The 17,622-nt window shown below is 67.0% G+C and carries 15 protein-coding genes; 12 read left to right on the forward strand and 3 right to left on the reverse strand.

All coding sequences use genetic code 11. The features are described 5' to 3' along the window. Window positions 1–28: 28 nt before the first annotated feature. From nusA to VF194_RS03610, 8 genes are all read left to right on the forward strand, one after another. Window positions 29–1,564: a transcription termination factor NusA gene (gene nusA / locus VF194_RS03575; protein ID WP_330888106.1), complete on the forward strand. Its 1,536-nt coding sequence runs from the start codon at window positions 29–31 to the stop codon at window positions 1,562–1,564. 9 nt (window positions 1,565–1,573) lie between these two features. Then, the gene (locus VF194_RS03580; protein WP_330888108.1) at window positions 1,574–2,050 is read left to right on the forward strand and encodes a DUF448 domain-containing protein; all 477 of its coding nucleotides are present in this window, start codon (window positions 1,574–1,576) and stop codon (window positions 2,048–2,050) included. Window positions 2,051–2,124: 74 nt separating this feature from the next. After that, a complete protein-coding gene (gene infB / locus VF194_RS03585) occupies window positions 2,125–4,992 on the forward strand; it encodes a translation initiation factor IF-2 (RefSeq protein ID WP_330888110.1) in 2,868 nt (955 codons plus the stop codon). A gap of 34 nt (window positions 4,993–5,026) precedes the next feature. Continuing rightward, a complete protein-coding gene (gene rbfA / locus VF194_RS03590) occupies window positions 5,027–5,500 on the forward strand; it encodes a 30S ribosome-binding factor RbfA (RefSeq protein WP_330888112.1) in 474 nt (157 codons plus the stop codon). Next, window positions 5,475–6,395, forward strand: coding sequence for a tRNA pseudouridine(55) synthase TruB (gene truB, locus VF194_RS03595; RefSeq protein ID WP_330888113.1), 921 nt, complete (start codon window positions 5,475–5,477; stop codon window positions 6,393–6,395). The genes rbfA and truB overlap by 26 nt, the downstream gene beginning before the upstream one ends. A 19-nt stretch (window positions 6,396–6,414) precedes the next feature. Beyond that, complete coding sequence (gene rpsO, locus VF194_RS03600; protein ID WP_330888115.1) at window positions 6,415–6,684, forward strand: 30S ribosomal protein S15; 270 nt, start codon at window positions 6,415–6,417, stop codon at window positions 6,682–6,684. Between the two features lie 266 nt (window positions 6,685–6,950). Then, window positions 6,951–9,101 carry a polyribonucleotide nucleotidyltransferase gene (pnp, locus tag VF194_RS03605; protein WP_330888117.1) on the forward strand — a complete coding sequence of 717 codons (2,151 nt, stop codon included), beginning with the start codon at window positions 6,951–6,953 and terminating at the stop codon, window positions 9,099–9,101. Window positions 9,102–9,329: 228 nt separating this feature from the next. Further along, the gene (locus tag VF194_RS03610) at window positions 9,330–10,181 is read left to right on the forward strand and encodes a hypothetical protein (RefSeq protein ID WP_330888119.1); all 852 of its coding nucleotides are present in this window, start codon (window positions 9,330–9,332) and stop codon (window positions 10,179–10,181) included. Window positions 10,182–10,198: 17 nt separating this feature from the next. Here VF194_RS03610 and VF194_RS03615 read toward each other — a convergent pair whose 3' ends face one another. Further along, window positions 10,199–10,651 carry a PaaI family thioesterase gene (locus VF194_RS03615; protein ID WP_330888121.1) on the reverse strand — a complete coding sequence of 151 codons (453 nt, stop codon included), beginning with the start codon at window positions 10,649–10,651 and terminating at the stop codon, window positions 10,199–10,201. 297 nt (window positions 10,652–10,948) lie between these two features. Beyond that, on the reverse strand, window positions 10,949–12,670 hold the full coding sequence (locus VF194_RS03620; RefSeq protein WP_330888123.1) for a PAS domain-containing sensor histidine kinase: 1,722 nt from the start codon (window positions 12,668–12,670) through the stop codon (window positions 10,949–10,951). Between the two features lie 145 nt (window positions 12,671–12,815). Here VF194_RS03620 and VF194_RS03625 point away from each other — a divergent pair, with 145 nt between their 5' ends. Genes VF194_RS03625 through VF194_RS03635 form a run of 3 tightly spaced genes read left to right on the forward strand, consistent with a single transcriptional unit; the run spans window position 12,816 to window position 15,263 of the window. Further along, window positions 12,816–14,135 (forward strand): deoxyguanosinetriphosphate triphosphohydrolase, encoded by a 1,320-nt coding sequence (locus VF194_RS03625; RefSeq protein WP_330888125.1) that lies wholly within the window; start codon window positions 12,816–12,818, stop codon window positions 14,133–14,135. Between the two features lie 29 nt (window positions 14,136–14,164). Continuing rightward, window positions 14,165–14,770 carry a 2-hydroxychromene-2-carboxylate isomerase gene (locus VF194_RS03630; protein WP_330888127.1) on the forward strand — a complete coding sequence of 202 codons (606 nt, stop codon included), beginning with the start codon at window positions 14,165–14,167 and terminating at the stop codon, window positions 14,768–14,770. 4 nt (window positions 14,771–14,774) lie between these two features. Then, window positions 14,775–15,263 (forward strand): cell wall hydrolase, encoded by a 489-nt coding sequence (locus VF194_RS03635; RefSeq protein WP_330888129.1) that lies wholly within the window; start codon window positions 14,775–14,777, stop codon window positions 15,261–15,263. A 49-nt stretch (window positions 15,264–15,312) separates the two neighbouring features. On the opposite strand, the gene VF194_RS03640 is transcribed toward VF194_RS03635, so the two are convergent. Beyond that, window positions 15,313–16,641, reverse strand: a complete 1,329-nt coding sequence (locus tag VF194_RS03640) for an aspartate aminotransferase family protein (RefSeq protein ID WP_330888131.1) — start codon at window positions 16,639–16,641, stop codon at window positions 15,313–15,315. A gap of 178 nt (window positions 16,642–16,819) precedes the next feature. Here VF194_RS03640 and VF194_RS03645 point away from each other — a divergent pair, with 178 nt between their 5' ends. Then, complete coding sequence (locus tag VF194_RS03645; RefSeq protein ID WP_330888133.1) at window positions 16,820–17,368, forward strand: cupin domain-containing protein; 549 nt, start codon at window positions 16,820–16,822, stop codon at window positions 17,366–17,368. The last annotated feature ends 254 nt before the right edge of the window (window positions 17,369–17,622 follow it).

A 17,622-nucleotide genomic window follows, 5' to 3' on the forward strand; every position in this document is an offset into this window, starting at 1 on the left:
AGGTAGAAGAGTTCGAGGAACAGAGACGATGGAAACGGTGACCAGTTTCAACCGGCTCGAGCTGCTGCAGGCGGCCGATGCCGCGGCGCGCGAGAAGGGGATCGACCGCGATGTCGTGCTGATGGCGATGGAGGACGCGATCCAGAAGGCGGCGCGCTCGCGCTACGGCCTGGAGAACGACATCCATGCCGAGATCGACCGCAAGACCGGCGAAATCCGCCTGGAGCGCCATCTGCAGGTGGTCGAGAAGGTCGAGAACGACGCCATCGAGATCGGCATCGTCGAAGCGCAGCGCCGCAATCCGGATGCCCAGGTGGGCGACGTGATCGCCGAGCCGCTGCCGCCGATCGATTTCGGCCGCATCGCCGCCCAGACCGCCAAGCAGGTGATCGTGCAGAAGGTGCGCGAGGCCGAGCGCGAGCGGCAGTATAACGAGTACAAGGACCGCATCGGCGAAGTCGTCAACGGCCAGGTCAAGCGCGTCGAATACGGCAATGTCACGGTCGATCTCGGCCGCGCCGAGGCGATCCTGCGCCGCGACGAGCTGCTGCCGCGCGAAACCTTCCGCCAGGGCGACCGCGTGCGCGCCTATATCTACGACGTGCGGCGCGAGCCGCGCGGGCCGCAGATCTTCCTGTCGCGCTCGCATCCGCAATTCATGGCCAAGCTGTTCGCGCAGGAAGTGCCGGAAGTCTATGACGGCATCATCGAGATCCGCGCCGTGGCCCGCGATCCGGGCAGCCGCGCCAAGATCGCCGTGCTCTCCAACGACAACTCGATCGACCCGGTCGGCGCCTGCGTCGGCATGCGCGGCAGCCGCGTGCAGGCGGTGGTCAACGAATTGCAGGGCGAAAAGATCGACATCATCAAATGGTCGCCCGATCCGGCCACCTTCATCGTCAATGCGCTGGCCCCGGCGGAAGTCGCCAAGGTGGTGCTGGACGAGGAGGCCAATGCCGTCGAGGTGGTGGTGCCGACCGATCAGCTCTCGCTCGCCATCGGCCGGCGCGGCCAGAATGTGCGTCTTGCATCCCAACTGACCGGCTATGATATAGATATCCTCACCGAGGAAGAGGAAAGCGAGCGGCGCCAGAAGGAATTCCGCGAGCGCAGCCAGCTTTTCATCGATGCCCTGGATGTGGACGAGACGCTGGCCCAGCTTCTGGTCACCGAAGGTTTCACCAAGGTCGAGGAACTCGCCTATCTGCCGATGGAGGAATTGGCGGAGATCGAGGGTTTTGACGGCGATATCGCGCAGGAACTGCATCAGCGCGCCCTCGAATATGTCGAGCAGGTGAATGCCGAGATGGAGAGCAAGCGCAAGGCGCTGGGCGTTTCCGACGAGGTTGCCGGGGTCGAGGGCCTGACCCCGACCATGCTGGTGGCGCTCGGCGAGAAGGGTGTGAAGACGCTGGACGATCTCGGCGACCTGGCCGGCGACGAGCTGCAGGAAATTGTCGGCGAGGGTCTTTCGAACGAAGAAGCGAACGCCATTATTATGGCGGCCCGCCAGCATTGGTTCGAAGGCGAGGACCAGCCGGAAGGCGGCAGCCCCGAAGCGTAAGCGGGGCGCATGCCGGAAGAGTTTCGCGGTCCGCTGCGCCGGTGTCTTCTCACCGGCCGGCGGGCGCCGCCGGAGCGGCTCCTGCGTTTCGCCGTGGATGCGGCGGGCGCGGTGGTGCCGGATCCGGCCCGCCGGATGCCGGGGCGGGGCCTGTGGCTCGCGCCGGGGCCGGCGGCGGTGGAGACGGCGCGGCGCAAGGGCCTGTTCGCCCGCGCCGCGCGGCGCAGAGTGCGGGTGCCGGAGGATCTGGCGGCCCGCGCGAGGACGGCCTGGACGGCGCATGTCGCCGCCCAGATCGAAAAAGCCCGGCGTGCCGGGCTGGTTTTGGCCGGGCCGGCGGCGGCCGGGGACGATGTCCTCGAAGTCGATGCGGCGGTGCTCGGCGGGGGGCGGCTGACGCTGCGGCGGACGCCGTTGACCCGAAGAATGGCGGCGGATCTGGCGCTTCTGGCGGCGCTCGGGTCCGGAAGTGATTGCCAAGAGTGATTGACTGGCCAGGACAAGGGTGCGAAGAGCGTGCGCGCCCAGGATTTTAGCGGTAGGCGGAAGCGGACCAGGTAATGAGCGACGTGAACGAGCAGGACAAGGACAAGACGGCAGCCCGACCCAAGCGGCTCGAGCTGAAGAAGACCGTCGAAACCGGCCAGGTGAGGCAGAGCTTCAGCCATGGCCGGACGAAGGCGGTGACCGTCGAGGTGCGCAAGAAGCGCACCATCGTGCCGCCCGGCGCCGCGAAAGCCGCCGAGCCGGCCGCGCCCGCCCCGGCCAAGCCCGCCGCAACGGCGCCCAAGCCGGCGCCGGCACCGACCGTGCATGTGCCTTCGCGCGCCGAAATCCTGGCCGAGCATGAGGCCAAGCAGCAGGCGGCCGAAGCGGCCGCCCGCGCCGCCGAAGCCGAAGCGGCCGCCGCCCGGGCCGCCGAAGCGAAGGTGACGGAGCAGGCGCCCGCCGCCGCGCCGGCCGCGGAAGCTGCCCGCGACGCCGCCCCGGCCGAGCCCGCGCGCATCGTCGAGACGAACCGGCCCGGGCCGCGCATGACCGCGCAGCCGACCGGCGAATACCGTCCGCGCGAGCGCGAGCGTGACCGCGGCGGCGAGCGCGCCGGCCGCGCCCAGCGCCCGACCGGCATGGTGCTGAAGTCGCTCACCGAAGAGGAAAAGCAGGCGCGCGCCCGCAGCTCCGAGCTGCGCAGCCGTCTCGGCGAGATGCGCCGCGTAGCCGAAGAGGACATGCGCCGCCGCCAGGAAGAGCTGTCGCGCGTGCATGCCGAACGCGAAGCCGCGCTGCGCCGCCAGGCCGAAGAGGAAGCGCGCAAGCGGGCCGAAGAGGAAGCGCGCAAGAAGGCCGAGGCCGAGGCGGCCCGTCGTCTGGCGGCATCGGAAGCGCCGCAGACGGCAGGAAGCCCCGCCGCGCCGGGCGCTCCGGCCGGCCGCGCCGTGGACGAGGACGAGGATGACGCCGGCGGCAAGCGCCGCAGCGGCGGCGCCAAGGCGGTTGCGCCCAAGGCGACGCCGGGCCGCGGCCGCGATGGCGCCCAGCGCCGGACCGGCAAGCTCAGCGTCACCACGGCGCTGGACGAGAACGAGCGCGTCCGCTCGGTGGCGTCCTTCCGCCGCCGCATCGAGCGCGAGAAGCGGGCGCATCATCAGGGCGCCGAGCAGCAGCAGAAAATCCTGCGCGACGTCGTCATCCCCGAGACCATCACCGTGCAGGAACTGGCCAACCGCATGGCCGAGCGCGGCGTCGATGTCATCAAGGCGCTGATGAAGATGGGCGTGATGGCCACCATCAACCAGACCATCGACGCCGACACCGCCGAGCTGGTGGTCAGCGAATTCGGCCACCGCGTCCAGCGCGTCGCCGAATCGGATGTCGAACTCGGCCTGGGCGGCGAGAAGGATTCCGAGGAGTCGCTGAAGCCGCGTCCGCCGGTCGTCACCGTGATGGGCCATGTCGACCACGGCAAGACCTCGCTGCTGGACGCGCTGCGCCAGACCGACGTAGCCGGCGGCGAAGCCGGCGGCATCACGCAGCATATCGGCGCCTATCAGGTGCGCCTGAAATCGGGCAAGGCGATCACCTTCCTCGACACGCCGGGCCACGAGGCCTTCACGCAGATGCGCGCCCGCGGCGCCAAGGTCACCGACATCGTCGTGCTGGTGGTCGCCGCCGACGACAGCGTCATGCCGCAGACGGTGGAAGCGATCCATCACGCCAAGGCGGCCGGCGTGCCGCTGGTGGTGGCGATCAACAAATGCGACAAGCCGCAGGCCAATCCGCAGAAGGTGCGCCAGGAGCTGCTGAACCACGAGGTCGTGGTCGAGCAGATGGGCGGCGACGTGCAGTCGATCGAGGTTTCGGCCAAGACCCGGAAGGGTCTCGACGCGCTCGAGGAGGCTGTCCTGCTGCAGGCGGAAATCCTCGATCTCAAGGCCAATCCGGACCGCCGCGCCGAGGGCGTGGTGGTCGAGGCCAAGCTGGAGCGCGGCCGCGGCTCCGTCGCCACCGTGCTGGTGCAGCGCGGCACGCTGCATGTCGGCGATGTCTTCGTCGCCGGCGTCTCCTGGGGCCGCGTGCGTGCGCTGATCGACGACAAGGGCAAGAATGTCGTCGAGGCGGGTCCGGCGGTGCCGGTCGAAGTGCTCGGCCTGCAGGGCACGCCGGAGGCGGGCGACGAATTCGTCGTCGTCGACAACGAGGCGCGCGCCCGCGAGGTCGCCGAGTTCCGCGAACGCAAGCAGCGCGAAGCCAAGACCGCCGTCTCGGCGCGCGGCTCGCTCGATCAGATGTTCGCCAGGATCAAGGCCGGCGAAGCCAAGGAACTGCCGATCGTCGTCAAGACCGACGTGCAGGGCTCGCTCGAGGCGATTCTGGCGGCGGCAAACAAGCTCAGCACCGAGGAAGTCGCGGTGCGCGTCCTGCATGGCGCGGTCGGCGGCATCAACGAATCGGACGTGGCGCTGGCGGCGGCCTCGAAGGGCGCCATCATCGGCTTCAACGTGCGCGCCTCGAAGCAGGCGCGCGACGTGGCCGAGCGCGACGGCGTCGATATCCGCTACTATTCGATCATCTACAACGTGCTGGACGACCTGAAGGCGTTGCTGTCCGGCATGCTGGCGCCGACGATCCGCGAGAACTTCCTCGGCTACGCCGAAATCCGCGAGGTGTTCAACATCTCGAAGGTCGGCAAGGTCGCTGGCTGCATGGTCACCGAAGGCCTGGTCAAGCGCGGCGCCAAGGTGCGCCTGCTGCGCGACAACGTGGTCATCCACGAAGGTCAGCTCTCCACGCTCAAGCGCTTCAAGGACGATGTCCGCGAGGTCAAGCAGGGCATGGATTGCGGCATGTCGTTCGAGAATTACGACGACATCAAGCAGGGCGACGTGATCGAGTGTTTCGAGCTGGAGACGGTGGCGCGCGCGCTGTAAGCCGGGCGCTACGTCCAGGACGGGGAATCGAGCCATGGCGCGAGGCAAGGGCGCGGGCCGCAATATGGCCAGCCGCGAAATGCCGGGCGGCCGCAGCCAGAGGCAGCTGCGGGTCGGCGAGGAGCTGCGTCACATCCTGAGCGACATCCTGCTGCGCGGCCATTTCCGCGATCCGGATCTGGCCAGCGGCGTCTCGGTCACGGTCACCGAGGTGCGCGTCAGCCCGGATTTGCGCAACGCCACGGCTTTCGTCATGCCGCTTGGCGGCGAGGACGCGTCCAGGACGATCGCCGCGCTCAACCGCGCCCAGGCCTATATCCGCACCGAAGCCGCCCAGCGCATCAACCTGCGTCTGGCGCCCAGCTTCTCGTTCAAGCTGGACCAGAGCTTCGATGAGGCCGCCAGGGTCGAGCGGCTGTTGCGCAGCCCGGTCGTCCAGGCCGATCTGCAGAAGGCCGGTGCCGAGGACGACGAGTCCGGGGATGAGCGCCGGGACCATGAAACGTAAGGGCAATCCGGTTCATGGCTGGGTGATCGTCGACAAGCCGCTCGGGCTGACCTCGACGCAATGCCTGGGCAAGGTGCGCCGCCTGACCCAGGCGGCGAAGGCTGGCCATGGCGGCACGCTCGATCCGCTGGCGAGCGGCATCCTGCCCATCGCCCTGGGCGAGGCGACCAAGACGGTCGCCTACGTGATGGACTCCGGAAAGACCTACCGCTTCACCGTCCGATGGGGCGAGGCGACCGCGACCGACGACGCCGAGGGTGCGGTGATCGCCCGCTCCGAGCGGCGCCCCGACGAGGCGGCGATCCAGGCCGTCCTGCCGCGTTTCACCGGTCAGATCCTGCAGCGTCCGCCGGCCTATTCGGCCCTGAAGGTCGACGGCGCCCGGGCCTATGATCTCGCCCGCGCCGGCAAGGCGCCGGATCTGGCGCCGCGGCCGGTCAGGATCGACGCCCTGCGCCTGATCGCGCGGCCCGATGCCGACCATGCGGTTTTCGAGGTGGATTGCGGCAAGGGCGCCTATGTACGTGCGCTGGCCCGGGATTTGGGAGAAGCTTTAGGCACTTACGGGCATGTGACGACCCTGCGCCGCAGCCGGGTCGGCCGCTTCGGCGAGGATCGGGCTTTTTCGCTGGATTCGCTGGCGGAACTATGCCAAAAGGACGCCGCGCACGCGTATCTGTTGCCGGTCGAAACCGCGCTGGACGACATCCCGGCCCTGGTTGTGACCGGCCCGCAGGCCGAACGCCTCAGGCATGGCCAGCCGATACGGATCGCGCTTGCGGCCCCCGGACTTCCGCCGGAAGGAGAGCTCCTGGTGAAAGCCGACGGCAAGGCCGTCGGAATCGCCGAGCGTCTTGCCGACGAAGTCAGGCCGCTGCGTTTGTTCAACCTGTGATGTCGCGGAGAAGACCCGAATGACGATTACCGCCGAGCGCAAATCCGCGCTGGTTTCCGAATATGCCACCAAGAAGGGCGATACCGGTTCGCCGGAAATCCAGGTGGCCCTGCTCACCGAGCGTATCAATAACCTCACCGAGCATTTCAAGACCCACAAGAAGGACGTGCACTCGCGGCGCGGGCTTCTGATGATGGTCAGCAAGCGCCGCCGCCTGCTCGACTATCTGAAGAAGAACGACAGCGCGCGCTACGACGCGCTGATCCAGCGCCTGGGTCTTCGCAAGTAAAGGACATGGCCGCAGCCGCGAACAGGTTCGCTGGCGGCCGTAACCGGTCACGACTTTTCGCGCCCGTCCCCGGCAATGAAACCCGGGGGCGGGCGTTGGTTTTATGGCGTGGGCCGGAAAAGGCCGATGGTCGGGATGGGCTCGACGATCGGTTCGCCGCGCAGGGCTGAGGGTTCGGTCCTGCCGGCCGGGCGGGAGGCGATGGGCGCCGTCCCGCCGGGCTCCGCGATCAGGGATCGCGGCGCCTTAGAAGGAAGAAGGTAGCGATGTTCAATATCCACAAAACCGAATTGATGTGGGGCGGGCGCAAGCTCGTCATCGAAACGGGCAAGGTCGCCCGCCAGGCCGACGGCGCCGTGATGGTGACCTATGGCGAAACCACCGTGCTCTGCACGGCCGTAGCCGCGAAATCGCCGAAGCCGGGCGTCGATTTTTTCCCGCTCACCGTGAACTACCAGGAGAAGGCCTTCGCCGCCGGCAAGATTCCGGGCGGCTTCTTCAAGCGTGAGGGCCGCCCCAGCGAGAAGGAGACCCTGGTCTCGCGCCTGATCGACCGGCCGATCCGGCCGCTGTTCGCCGAAGGCTTCCGCAACGAGACGCAGGTCGTCGCCACCGTGCTGTCGCATGACATGGAGAACGATCCCGACATCGTCGCCATGGTCGGCGCATCCGCCGCGCTGACGCTGTCGGGCATCCCCTTCATGGGCCCGATCGGCGCCGCCCGCGTCGGCTATATCGACGGCCAGTTCGTGCTGAACCCGACCGCCAAGCAGCAGGACGACAGCAAGCTCGACCTCGTCGTCGCCGGCACCTCGGAAGCCGTGCTGATGGTCGAGTCGGAAGCGCAGCAGCTGCCGGAAGACGTCATGCTCGGCGCCGTGATGTTCGGCCACAAGATGTTCCAGCCGGTCATCGAGGCGATCGTCGGCCTGGCCGAGCGCGCCGCCAAGGAGCCGATGGCGCTGGCCGACCGCTCCGGCTACGAAGCCTGCGTCAAGAAGCTGCAGGAAAGCGGCATCGAGGCCGATCTGCGCATCGCCTATCAGGAGAAGCAGAAGCAGGCCCGCTACGCCAAGGTCGCCGAGGTCAAGGCCAAGGCCAAGGCGCTGTTCGCCGAAGGCGAAGCCGATCCGGTCGACATCTCGGATGCGTTCAAGGATCTCGAAGCCAAGGTCGTGCGCTTCAACATCCTCGATACCGGTCTGCGCATCGACGGCCGCGATACCAAGACGGTGCGGCCGATCGTCGCCGAAGTCGGCGTGCTGCCGCGCGCCCATGGCGCGGCGCTGTTCACCCGCGGCGAAACCCAGGCGCTGGTCGTCGCCACGCTGGGCACCGGCGAGGACGAGCAGATCATCGACGCGCTCGCGGGTGAATACCGCGAGAGCTTCATGCTGCATTACAACTTCCCGCCCTACTCGGTCGGTGAAGCCGGCCGCATGGGTTCGCCCGGCCGCCGCGAGATCGGCCACGGCAAGCTGGCCTGGCGCGCCGTGCGTCCGCTGCTGCCCAGCAAGGAGCAGTTCCCCTACACGATCCGCATCGTCTCCGAGATCACCGAGTCGAACGGCTCGTCCTCGATGGCGACCGTCTGCGGCAGCTCGCTGGCGCTGATGGATGCCGGCGTGCCGATGAAGGCGCCGGTGGCCGGCATCGCCATGGGCCTCATCCTGGAAGGCGAGCGCTACGCCGTGCTGTCGGATATCCTCGGCGACGAGGATCATCTCGGCGACATGGACTTCAAGGTGGCCGGCACGGCCGAGGGCGTCACCTCGCTGCAGATGGACATCAAGATCGCCGGCATCACCGAGGAGATCATGCGGGTCGCGCTCAGCCAGGCGCGCGAAGGCCGCGTGCATATCCTCGGCGAGATGGCCAAGGCGATTTCCGAGAACCGTTCCGGCGTGAAGTCGACGGCGCCGCGCATCACCACCATCAACATCCCGAAGGACAAGATCCGCGAAGTGATCGGCTCCGGCGGCAAGGTGATCCGCGAGATCGTCGAAAAGACCGGCACCAAGATCGACATCGAGGACGATGGCACGATCAAGATCGCCTCGGCCGACACCGCCGCCTCGGATGCGGCCGTGCAGTGGATCAAGTCGATCGTCTCCGAGCCGGAGGTCGGCGTGATCTACAAGGGCAAGGTGGTCAAGATCGTCGATTTCGGCGCCTTCGTGAACTTCTTCGGCAACCGCGACGGCCTGGTGCATGTCTCGGAGATGGCGCCCAAGCGGGTCAACAAGCCGAGCGACGTCGTTTCGGAAGGCCAGGAAGTGCGCGTCAAGGTGCTCGGCATCGACGAGCGCGGCAAGGTGCGCCTGTCGATGAAGGTGGTCGATCAGGCCACCGGCGAGGATCTGTCGCTGAAGAAGGCCGAGCCGGCCGGCGAAGGCGAAGCCGCCCAGGCGGAGTAAGCCGGCGGATATATCCGTTGCCGCCGCGCGGCGGCAGAATGCGAAAGCCCGGGAGCAATCCCGGGCTTTTTCGTTCATGCGCCGTTCCAGGCATTGCATGAAGCGCGAGCGTCACAATATTAACACTGGCCGCGCGCCAGATTCTTGCCGTTTTTTCCCTATCTGCTTGTCGCAATGCCACGGGGGTCAGTCAGAATGAGGCCAGGAAGGCCGGAGAGGAGCGGTGCCATGATCGAGCGGTGGGCCAGCCCGTTCCGAAATAGCGTCGCAGCGACGGTGCTGATGGCCGGGTTGGGTCTTGCATCGCCGGTTTTCGCCCAGATTCAGTTCGGACCGACCAGCGATCCCGGCGCCGGCGAGGATGTCGAAGCCGGCGCGACCATCGTGCGCGGCCATTATGAAGGCGATGGCGCGCAGACCGATTGGGAAGCCGCGATCCGCGACGGCCAGCCGGAACGCGTCGTCGAATGGCGCAGCTATGGCGCCGACGGCCAGGCGAACGTGATCTTCAACTTCTATCAGGGCAAGCTGATGCATTACGCCATCGACTCGCAGCGCCGCCGCGCCGGCGCCGGCCAGTCGGACGGCCTGGTGAGCACCGAAATCGAATTGTTCTTCGATCAGGGGCGCTACAGCCGCGGCCACAAGACGGTCGACGGCCGGGCGGCGCAGCCGAACGACGAGGATGTCCGCACGGCGCAGATCCAGGCCGATGCGGCGCTGCAGCGGGTCACGGTCGCGAAACCGGCCTGGCAGCAGACGCAGAAGGGCACGACGAATTTCAGCATGGTCACCGTGCCCGACACGCAGGGTCCGTCGCCGGAAACCCGCCGTCTAGCCGGCGAAGGCGAGCAGATCGTCTTCCGCTGCCAGGACGACAGTCTATTCGCCATTCTCGGCGCCAAGGCCGATGTGCTGGTGGTGGCGCCGCCGGGCCAGGATCCGGCGGTGCTGGCGCGCCAGCCGCGCGGCTCGCGGTACGACTATCTCGGCAATGGCTGGGCGGCGGAGCGCCGCGGCGACGATCTGCGCCTGGAGCAGGTCACCGGCCGCGCCTATCTGTGTCATCATCCGAATTGACGGCCCGACCTGCGGCGCTAGCGCGGCCGCGTCTTGCCGACGATCTTGAAGATGCCGGTCGCCCGGCAGACGACCAATGCGCCGATGCGCAATTCGCAGCGGATCGTCACCGTATCGCCGGTCCGCTCCATGCCGACGAGATGGCCCTGCAGCCAGGCGCCGACCGCCGCCGGCCGGCGGTATTCCATGGTCAGGCCGGTCGTCCACATGCCGCCGATCTCCGGCAACTGGCGCTGGATGAAGGCGGCCATGAAGGTATCGGCCAAAGTCGCCAGGAAGCCGCCATGGCCGGTGCCGTGACGGTTGGCATGTTTCGGCCGGACATGCAGGCCGAAGACCGGCGGGGCGCCGTCGCCGCCCTCCTTCACATAGGTGCGGCCCAGCGTGCGGAAGAAATTCGAGCGCGGCGGCATGCGCACGAAGCCGGGCGGAATGGAAGCGGATGTACCGAAGGATTCTCTGCGCGCCATGCCGCTTGATCGCCGATCTGCCGGCGGAAGGCAAGGCGGGCGGCGGCTCCAAGGCGAAAGCTTGCGAAGGAAGCGGAAGAAAAAGAGGGGCGGCCTTGCGGACCGCCCCTCAGTCGGGGGGATTCATCGGGGAGGAAAAGTGGAAGCGAAAAGACGCTGCTTCATCGTTTCGTTCCACGCCTCTGAATATAGGAAGCCGACCGCCGGTTTACAGTGATCTTCGTCACGTCGGCGCAATTGTCATCATCATGGCAAAAGTGTGGGATGATGGCAGAAGTGTGGCGCGCCAAAGCCGCTTCAGGCCGGCAAGGCCACTTCCACCCGCGTTCCGCGGCCCGGCTCGCTGCTGATTTCCAGATGTCCACCATGCAGTTCGGCCAGGCTGCGACAAATTGACAGGCCCAGGCCGGCGCCGCTATTGGCGCGCACCCGATAGGCGTCCACCCGGTGGAACGGCTGCCTGGCGGCCAGGCTTTCGGCATCGCTCATGCCGATCCCGGTATCCTCCACGAGGATGCGCACCACGCCGTCGCTGATGTCCGCCCGCAATTCGACCCGTCCGGAAGGGCGGTTGAACTTCACCGCGTTGCCGAGCAGGTTCACCAGGATTTGCGTGAGCGCCCGCTCGTCGGCGCGCACCGTCAGATGCGTCGGTGCAAATTGCAGGGCGACTTCGGCCCGCTGCGCCTGCGGCTCCACCATGGCCAGGGCGGCGGCGGCGATCCGGTCGAAGTCGCAGCCGTTGATGTCGAGTTCGAGCCGGCCGCTTTCCAGCCGCGACAGGTCGAGGATGTCGTTGACCAGCCGCAGCAGATGCTCGCCCGACTGCTGGATATGGCGGGCATAGTCCTGCTGGCGCTCGCTCATCTGGCCGAGATAGCCGGCGCTCATCATTTCGGCAAAACCGATGATGGCGTTCAGCGGCGTGCGCAGTTCATGGCTCATATTGGCGAGGAAGGCGGTCTTCGCCCGGCTGGCCGCTTCCGCCGCCTCGCGCTGCTCGATCAGCTGCGTTTCGGTGTCCTTCAGCCGGGTGACGTCGATGCCGCAGGTAACGATGCCCTGAATGGCGCCGGTGCTGTCCTTGAGCGGCATCTTCAGCGCCCAGATCACGATCGGCCGGCCATTCGGGTCGGTCCAGCCCTGCTCCATATGCCGGGGTTCGCCCGTCGCCAGAATCTGGCGGTCCTGTTCCTCCACCACGGCGGCGGCATCGGCGCCGGCGATTTCCGACCAGGTGCGCCCGAGCAGATCGTCGCCGTAGGGGCGCAGGAACTGGCGCATCTGCCGATTGATGATGCGATAGCGCAGGTCGCGATCCTTGTAGGACATGGTCGCCGGCATGGTTTCCAGCACGGTTTCGAGAAACAGCCGGGTGGCGTGTTCCGTCTCCCGCGATTTCCGCTCGCGCGCGCGGGCATTGTCGAATTCGATCATGATCAGGCCGAGCCCGGTCAGCAGATTGACGAATACCGAAATGGCCAGGGCGACATCCAGATTGCCGTTCTGGCTGGAGAACAAAAGCGCGTAGAACAGCGCCAGGGCGCCGCGGCCGATCAGGACGATGCCGGTGGCGCTGAAAAGCAGCGAGCGGCGGTACAGCAGCAGCTCGATGCCGGCATAGAGCACGATCGCGCCGGCGACGGCGCTGGACAGACCGAAGGTCATCGATCGTCCGGCATGCTGCGCCACGGTGATGCCGGCGGTCAGCAGCAGGGCCAGCAGCAGGCTGTTGCTCAGGCGGCCCGGCTTGCCGGTCAGGACGCGGATGCCGGCGGCCAGCGACACGGCCCAGAACTGGGCGCCGGCGGTGGCGATGAGGACGCCCTGCCAGGGCAGGGCATGCCAGGGCATGGCGTGCATGGCCGTGATCGCCAGGAAGGACATGGCCAGGGCGGCATGGCCGATGGCCCAGAAGGTGAGATGGCGGCCCTCGCCGAGATTGCGCTGTACGAACAGGCAGGTCGCCGACACGATCAGGGGCGCGGCAATGGCAATCACGGCGATGGGAGCGACCATGGTCTGTGTCCGCAGGGCTGTCCCCGCATCTTCCGATTTCATTTGGCTCCATTTCAACTGAAAACTGTATTCACCCCGGAGGGAAGGGCCGCTGCCGGGGCCGCCGGCGCTTGAAAGCCACCCACCTTCTCCTCAAAGTGCCGGCATGACGATGCAATGGTCCCGGCTTCTATCGGCGCGGCGGCTCGGCCATCAGGGCGCCGAGCCAGTCACGCCCGCCCGCAATCCGTTCCAGAAGGACTGGGACCGCGTCGTCTTCTGTTCCGCCTTCCGCCGGCTGCAGGACAAGACCCAGGTCCATTCGCTGCCCGAAAGCGACTATGTGCGCAACCGGCTGACCCATTCCCTGGAAGTCTCCTCGGTCGGCCGCTCGCTCGGCGCCCAGGTCGGACAGACGATCATGCAGCGTCACGGCAAGGACCTGGCCGGCCTGAGCGCCGCCGAATTCGGGCATATCGTGGCGGCCGCCTGCATCGGCCACGATATCGGCAACCCGCCTTTCGGCCATTTCGGCGAGGCGACGATCCAGGACTGGTTCCGCTCCGGCCCGGGCGCGGCTCTGCTGGCGGGTTTGAGCGAGCCGCAGCGCCGCGACTTCCTGCATTTCGAAGGCAACGCCCAGGGTTTCCGGGTGATGGCGCGGCTGCAGAACTGGCGCGATGCCGGCGGCCTGCGGCTGACCTGCGCCACGCTTGCCACCTTCATGAAATATCCCTTCGGCTCGATGGCGGCCGATCCGCTCAAGCGCAAATTCGGCCATTTCGTCGCCGAGGAGGCCCTGTTCGAGGAGATGGCCCAGGCCGTCGGCCTGCTGCCCCTGGGGCAGGATCGCTATGCGCGCCATCCGCTCACCTATCTGGTCGAGGCGGCCGACGACATCTGCTATTCGGTGATCGACATCGAGGACGGCTACAAGCTGGGCCGCATCACCTTCGCCGAGGCGGAGGAACGGCTCTGCAGCCTGCTGCGCCGCATGCCGCCGCGCTACAAGGAGATCGCCGACGAACCCTGGAAGATTGCCTATCTGCGCGCCAAGGTGATCGGCGATCTGATCGACATGGCGGTCGAGGTCTTCCTCGAGCGCGAGGCGGATATCGTCGCCGGCCGGATGGCGGGCGATCTCATGGCCGAAACCCCGGTGGCGGGACAGCTCGAGACGATCGCGGCCTTCACGCGCCAGCGCATCTTCGAAACGCGCGAGCGTTTCCAGACCGAAGTGATGGGCGGCGAAATCCTGACCAGTCTGCTGGACGCCTTCTGCGGCGCGCATCTGGCGTTTGAAAACAGCGGCTGGCGCGATGACGACCTGGGGCCGCGCCAGCGCGCGCTGCTGCGCCTGATGCCGCAACCGCCCGCCGCCGGCGCCAGCCGCTATGAATGGCTGCTCAGCGTGACCGATTTCATCAGCGGCATGACCGATTCTTACGCCCTGACGCAATTCCAGCGCCTGCGCGGCCTGCAATAGCGCGCCGGCTCTTCAATCCGGGAGGAAACATGGCTGCCCGTATCGATTACTACTTCGTCCCGATCTCGCCCTGGGCCTATCTCGGTGCGCCGCGCTTCAATGCGATGGTCGAGAAATACGGCGTCGATGTGCAGGTCATGCCGGTCGATTTCGGCAGGATCTTCTCCGTTTCGGGCGGTCTGCCGCTGGCGAAACGGCCGCCGCAGCGCCAGGCCTATCGCCTGATGGAACTGAAGCGCTGGCGCGAGCATCTGGATATGCCGCTCGTCCTGCAGCCGAAGGGCTTTCCGATGGATTCCGGCCTTGCCTCGCGACTGATCATCGCTGCGCGCATGGTATCGCAGAAGGATGCGCTCGATCTCGCCTATGCGCTCGGTCGCGCCGTCTGGGCCGAGGAGCGCAATATCGCGGATGCGGAAATTCTCGAAGAGATCGTCACCGAGTGCGGCCAGGACCCCGCCAAGCTGTTCGCGGCCGCCGACAGCGCGACGACGCAGGCCGCGTTCGAGGCGGATACCGAGAAGGCCATCGCGGCCCAGGTCTTCGGCGCGCCGACCTACGTGCTGGACGGTGAATTGTTCTGGGGTCAGGACCGGCTCGATTTCCTGGAGCGGGCCCTGCAGCGCAGGGCGTAGGCGATTGCCGGCCTGCATCCGACGGCTTGCGGGCGTCCTGGTCCTGGCGCTGGCCGCCAGCGGCGCGCTCGCGGCGCGGGCGGCCGAGCCGGAGCCGCAACGGCCGGATGCGGAGATGCGCTGCCTCGCCCTCGCCGTCTATTGGGAAGGCCGGGATGAAAGCCATCTCGGGCAGGTCGCCATCGCCCATACGGTGCTGAACCGCACCAGAAGCCCGGCCTTTCCGCAATCAATCTGCGCCGTGGTCAAGCAGAGGAACGCACCCGGCAAGAAGGGCTGCCAGTTTTCCTGGTGGTGCGACGGCAAGGCCGACAAGCCGCGCAACGAGGAGCAATGGAGCGACGCCGTCGCCGTCGCCGAGGGCGCCATGGCCGGCCGCTCGCATGATCCGACCGGCGGCGCGCTGTTCTTTCATTCCGCCCGGATCAGGCCGAACTGGACCGGACACCGCAAGCGCCTGATCCGGATCGGCAACCACGTCTTCTACAAGTAGCCGCGCCTTCTGCAAGGAGATGGCCCGGCCATGACGGCGGGCAGCGGACTCAGTCGGTCTCCTCGATGGCCGATTTCAGGATCTCGAACATCTGGTCGATATGGCCCTTGTTCAGGATCAGCGGCGGCGACAGCGCGATGATATCGCCGGTGAAGCGTACCATCAGGCCCTTCTGGTAGCATTTCAGGAAGACGTCATAGGCCCGCTTGGTCGGGCCGTCCTCGCGCGGCTGCAGCTCGATGCCGGCGATGATGCCGATATTGCGCAGGTCGATGACGTTCTTGGTGCCTTTCAGGCCGTGCACGGCGTTTTCCCAGTAGGGCGCCAGCGCCTTGGCATTCTCGAAGATGCCCTCGTCGCGATAGACGTCGAGCGTCGCCAGGCCGGCGGCGCAGGCCAGGGCATGCGCCGAATAGGTATAGCCGTGGAACAGCTCGATCATGTGCTCGGCGCCGGTCATGAAGGCGTCGTAGATATGCTTGCGGGCGAAGGTCGCGGCGGCCGGCACGGCGGCATTGGTCAGCCCCTTGGCTACCGTCATCAGGTCGGGCAGCACGCCGAAAGTGTCGGCGCCGAAAGCGTTGCCGGTGCGGCCGAAGCCGCAGATCACCTCGTCGAAGATCAGCAGGATGCCGTGCCTGTCGCAGATTTGGCGCAGCTTCTGCAGATAGCCCTTGGGCGGGATCAGCACGCCGGTCGAACCGGCGACCGGCTCGACGATCACCGCGGCGATGGTGCTGGCATCGTGCAGCGCGACGATGCGCTCGAGCTCGTCGGCCAGTTCGGCGCCGTGTTCCGGCTGGCCCTTGGTGAAGGCATTCTTGGCCGGCAGATGGGTATGCGGCAGATGGTCGACGCCGTTCAGCAGCGGCCCGAAGGCCTTGCGGTTGGAGACGATGCCGCCGACGGAGATGCCGCCGAAGCCGACGCCGTGATAGCCGCGCTCGCGGCCGATCAGGCGGGTGCGGGTGCCCTCGCCGCGGGCGCGGTGATAGGCGATGGCGATCTTCAGCGCCGTGTCGACCGCCTCCGAGCCGGAATTGGAGAAGAAGACATGGTTCAGATCGCCCGGCGCCAGATGGGCGAGGCGGGCGGCGAATTCGAAGGCCTTGGGATGGCCCATCTGGAAGGTCGGCGCGAAATCCATTTCGGCCGCCTGTTTCTGGATCGCCTCCACGATCGGCTTGCGGCAATGGCCGGCATTGACGCACCACAGGCCGGCGGTGCCGTCGAGGATCTGGCGACCGTCATGGCTGGTGTAATGCATGTCCTTGGCGCCGACCAGAAGGCGCGGGGCGGCCTTGAACTGGCGATTGGCGGTGAAGGGCATCCAGAAGGATTCGAGATCGTTCGGCACGGTGGCAGTGGCGGGGGCCATGACAGCTTCTCCAGACGGCAGACGGCAATTGCGATGCGCCATCATCGGGGAGTTTGGGATGCCGAAACAACGCTTTTTGTTTCGGCGGCTAAACTATTGATCGTAAACGGCGCGGCCGGCAGAATGTTGAATATCTTGAACAACGAAACAGCCCAGACGCGGAAATCGGGAGCGCGCCATGGAGATCGATATCGGCACACGGCTCAAATCGGTGCGCCAGAGCCGCAAATTATCGCAGCGCGAGCTGGCGCGGCGCGCCGGCGTGACCAACGCGACGATCTCGCTGATCGAGTCGAACCAGGTGAATCCCTCCGTCGGCGCGCTCAAGCGCGTGCTGGACGGCCTGCCGATGAGCCTGGCGGAATTCTTCGCCATCGAGGCGGCGCCGCCGCGCAAGGCCTTCTACAGCGCCGAGGAACTGGTCGAGGTCGGCAAGGGCAAGATCAGCTACCGCCAGGTCGGCGCCGATCTGAGCGGGTGCGCCCTGCAGATTCTGGTCGAGCGCTATGCGCCCGGCGCCGATACCGGCCGTATCATGCTGCGCCATGAAGGCGAGGAAGGCGGCATCGTCATCCGTGGCCGGCTGGAGATCACCGTCGCCGGCCAGGCGCGCCTGCTCGGGCCGGGCGATGCCTATTATTTCGAAAGCCAGCAGCCGCATCGCTTCCGCAATACCGGCAAGGAGGTCTGCGAAGTGATCAGCGCCTGCACGCCGCCGACCTTTTGAGGCCCTCTGCAGCGGCCGGTCTGGTCGATCCTCGATCTGCTGAACCTGTTGCGGGCGGAGCTGCGGCCGCGGGCTTTTTGACCCGCCGCCGCGCTTTTTTCTCAGCCCGCGATGCCGATCATCTTGGCTGGCAGCCAGGTGGCCAATTCCGGGAAGAAGAACATCAGCGCGACGGCGACGCACATCAGCAGGAAGAGCGGGAAGGCGACCCGGCCGATATAGGTGATCTGGTGCCCGGTCATGCCCTGCAGCAC

Source organism: Ferrovibrio sp., from assembly GCF_036381655.1.
GTDB lineage: Bacteria > Pseudomonadota > Alphaproteobacteria > Ferrovibrionales > Ferrovibrionaceae > Ferrovibrio.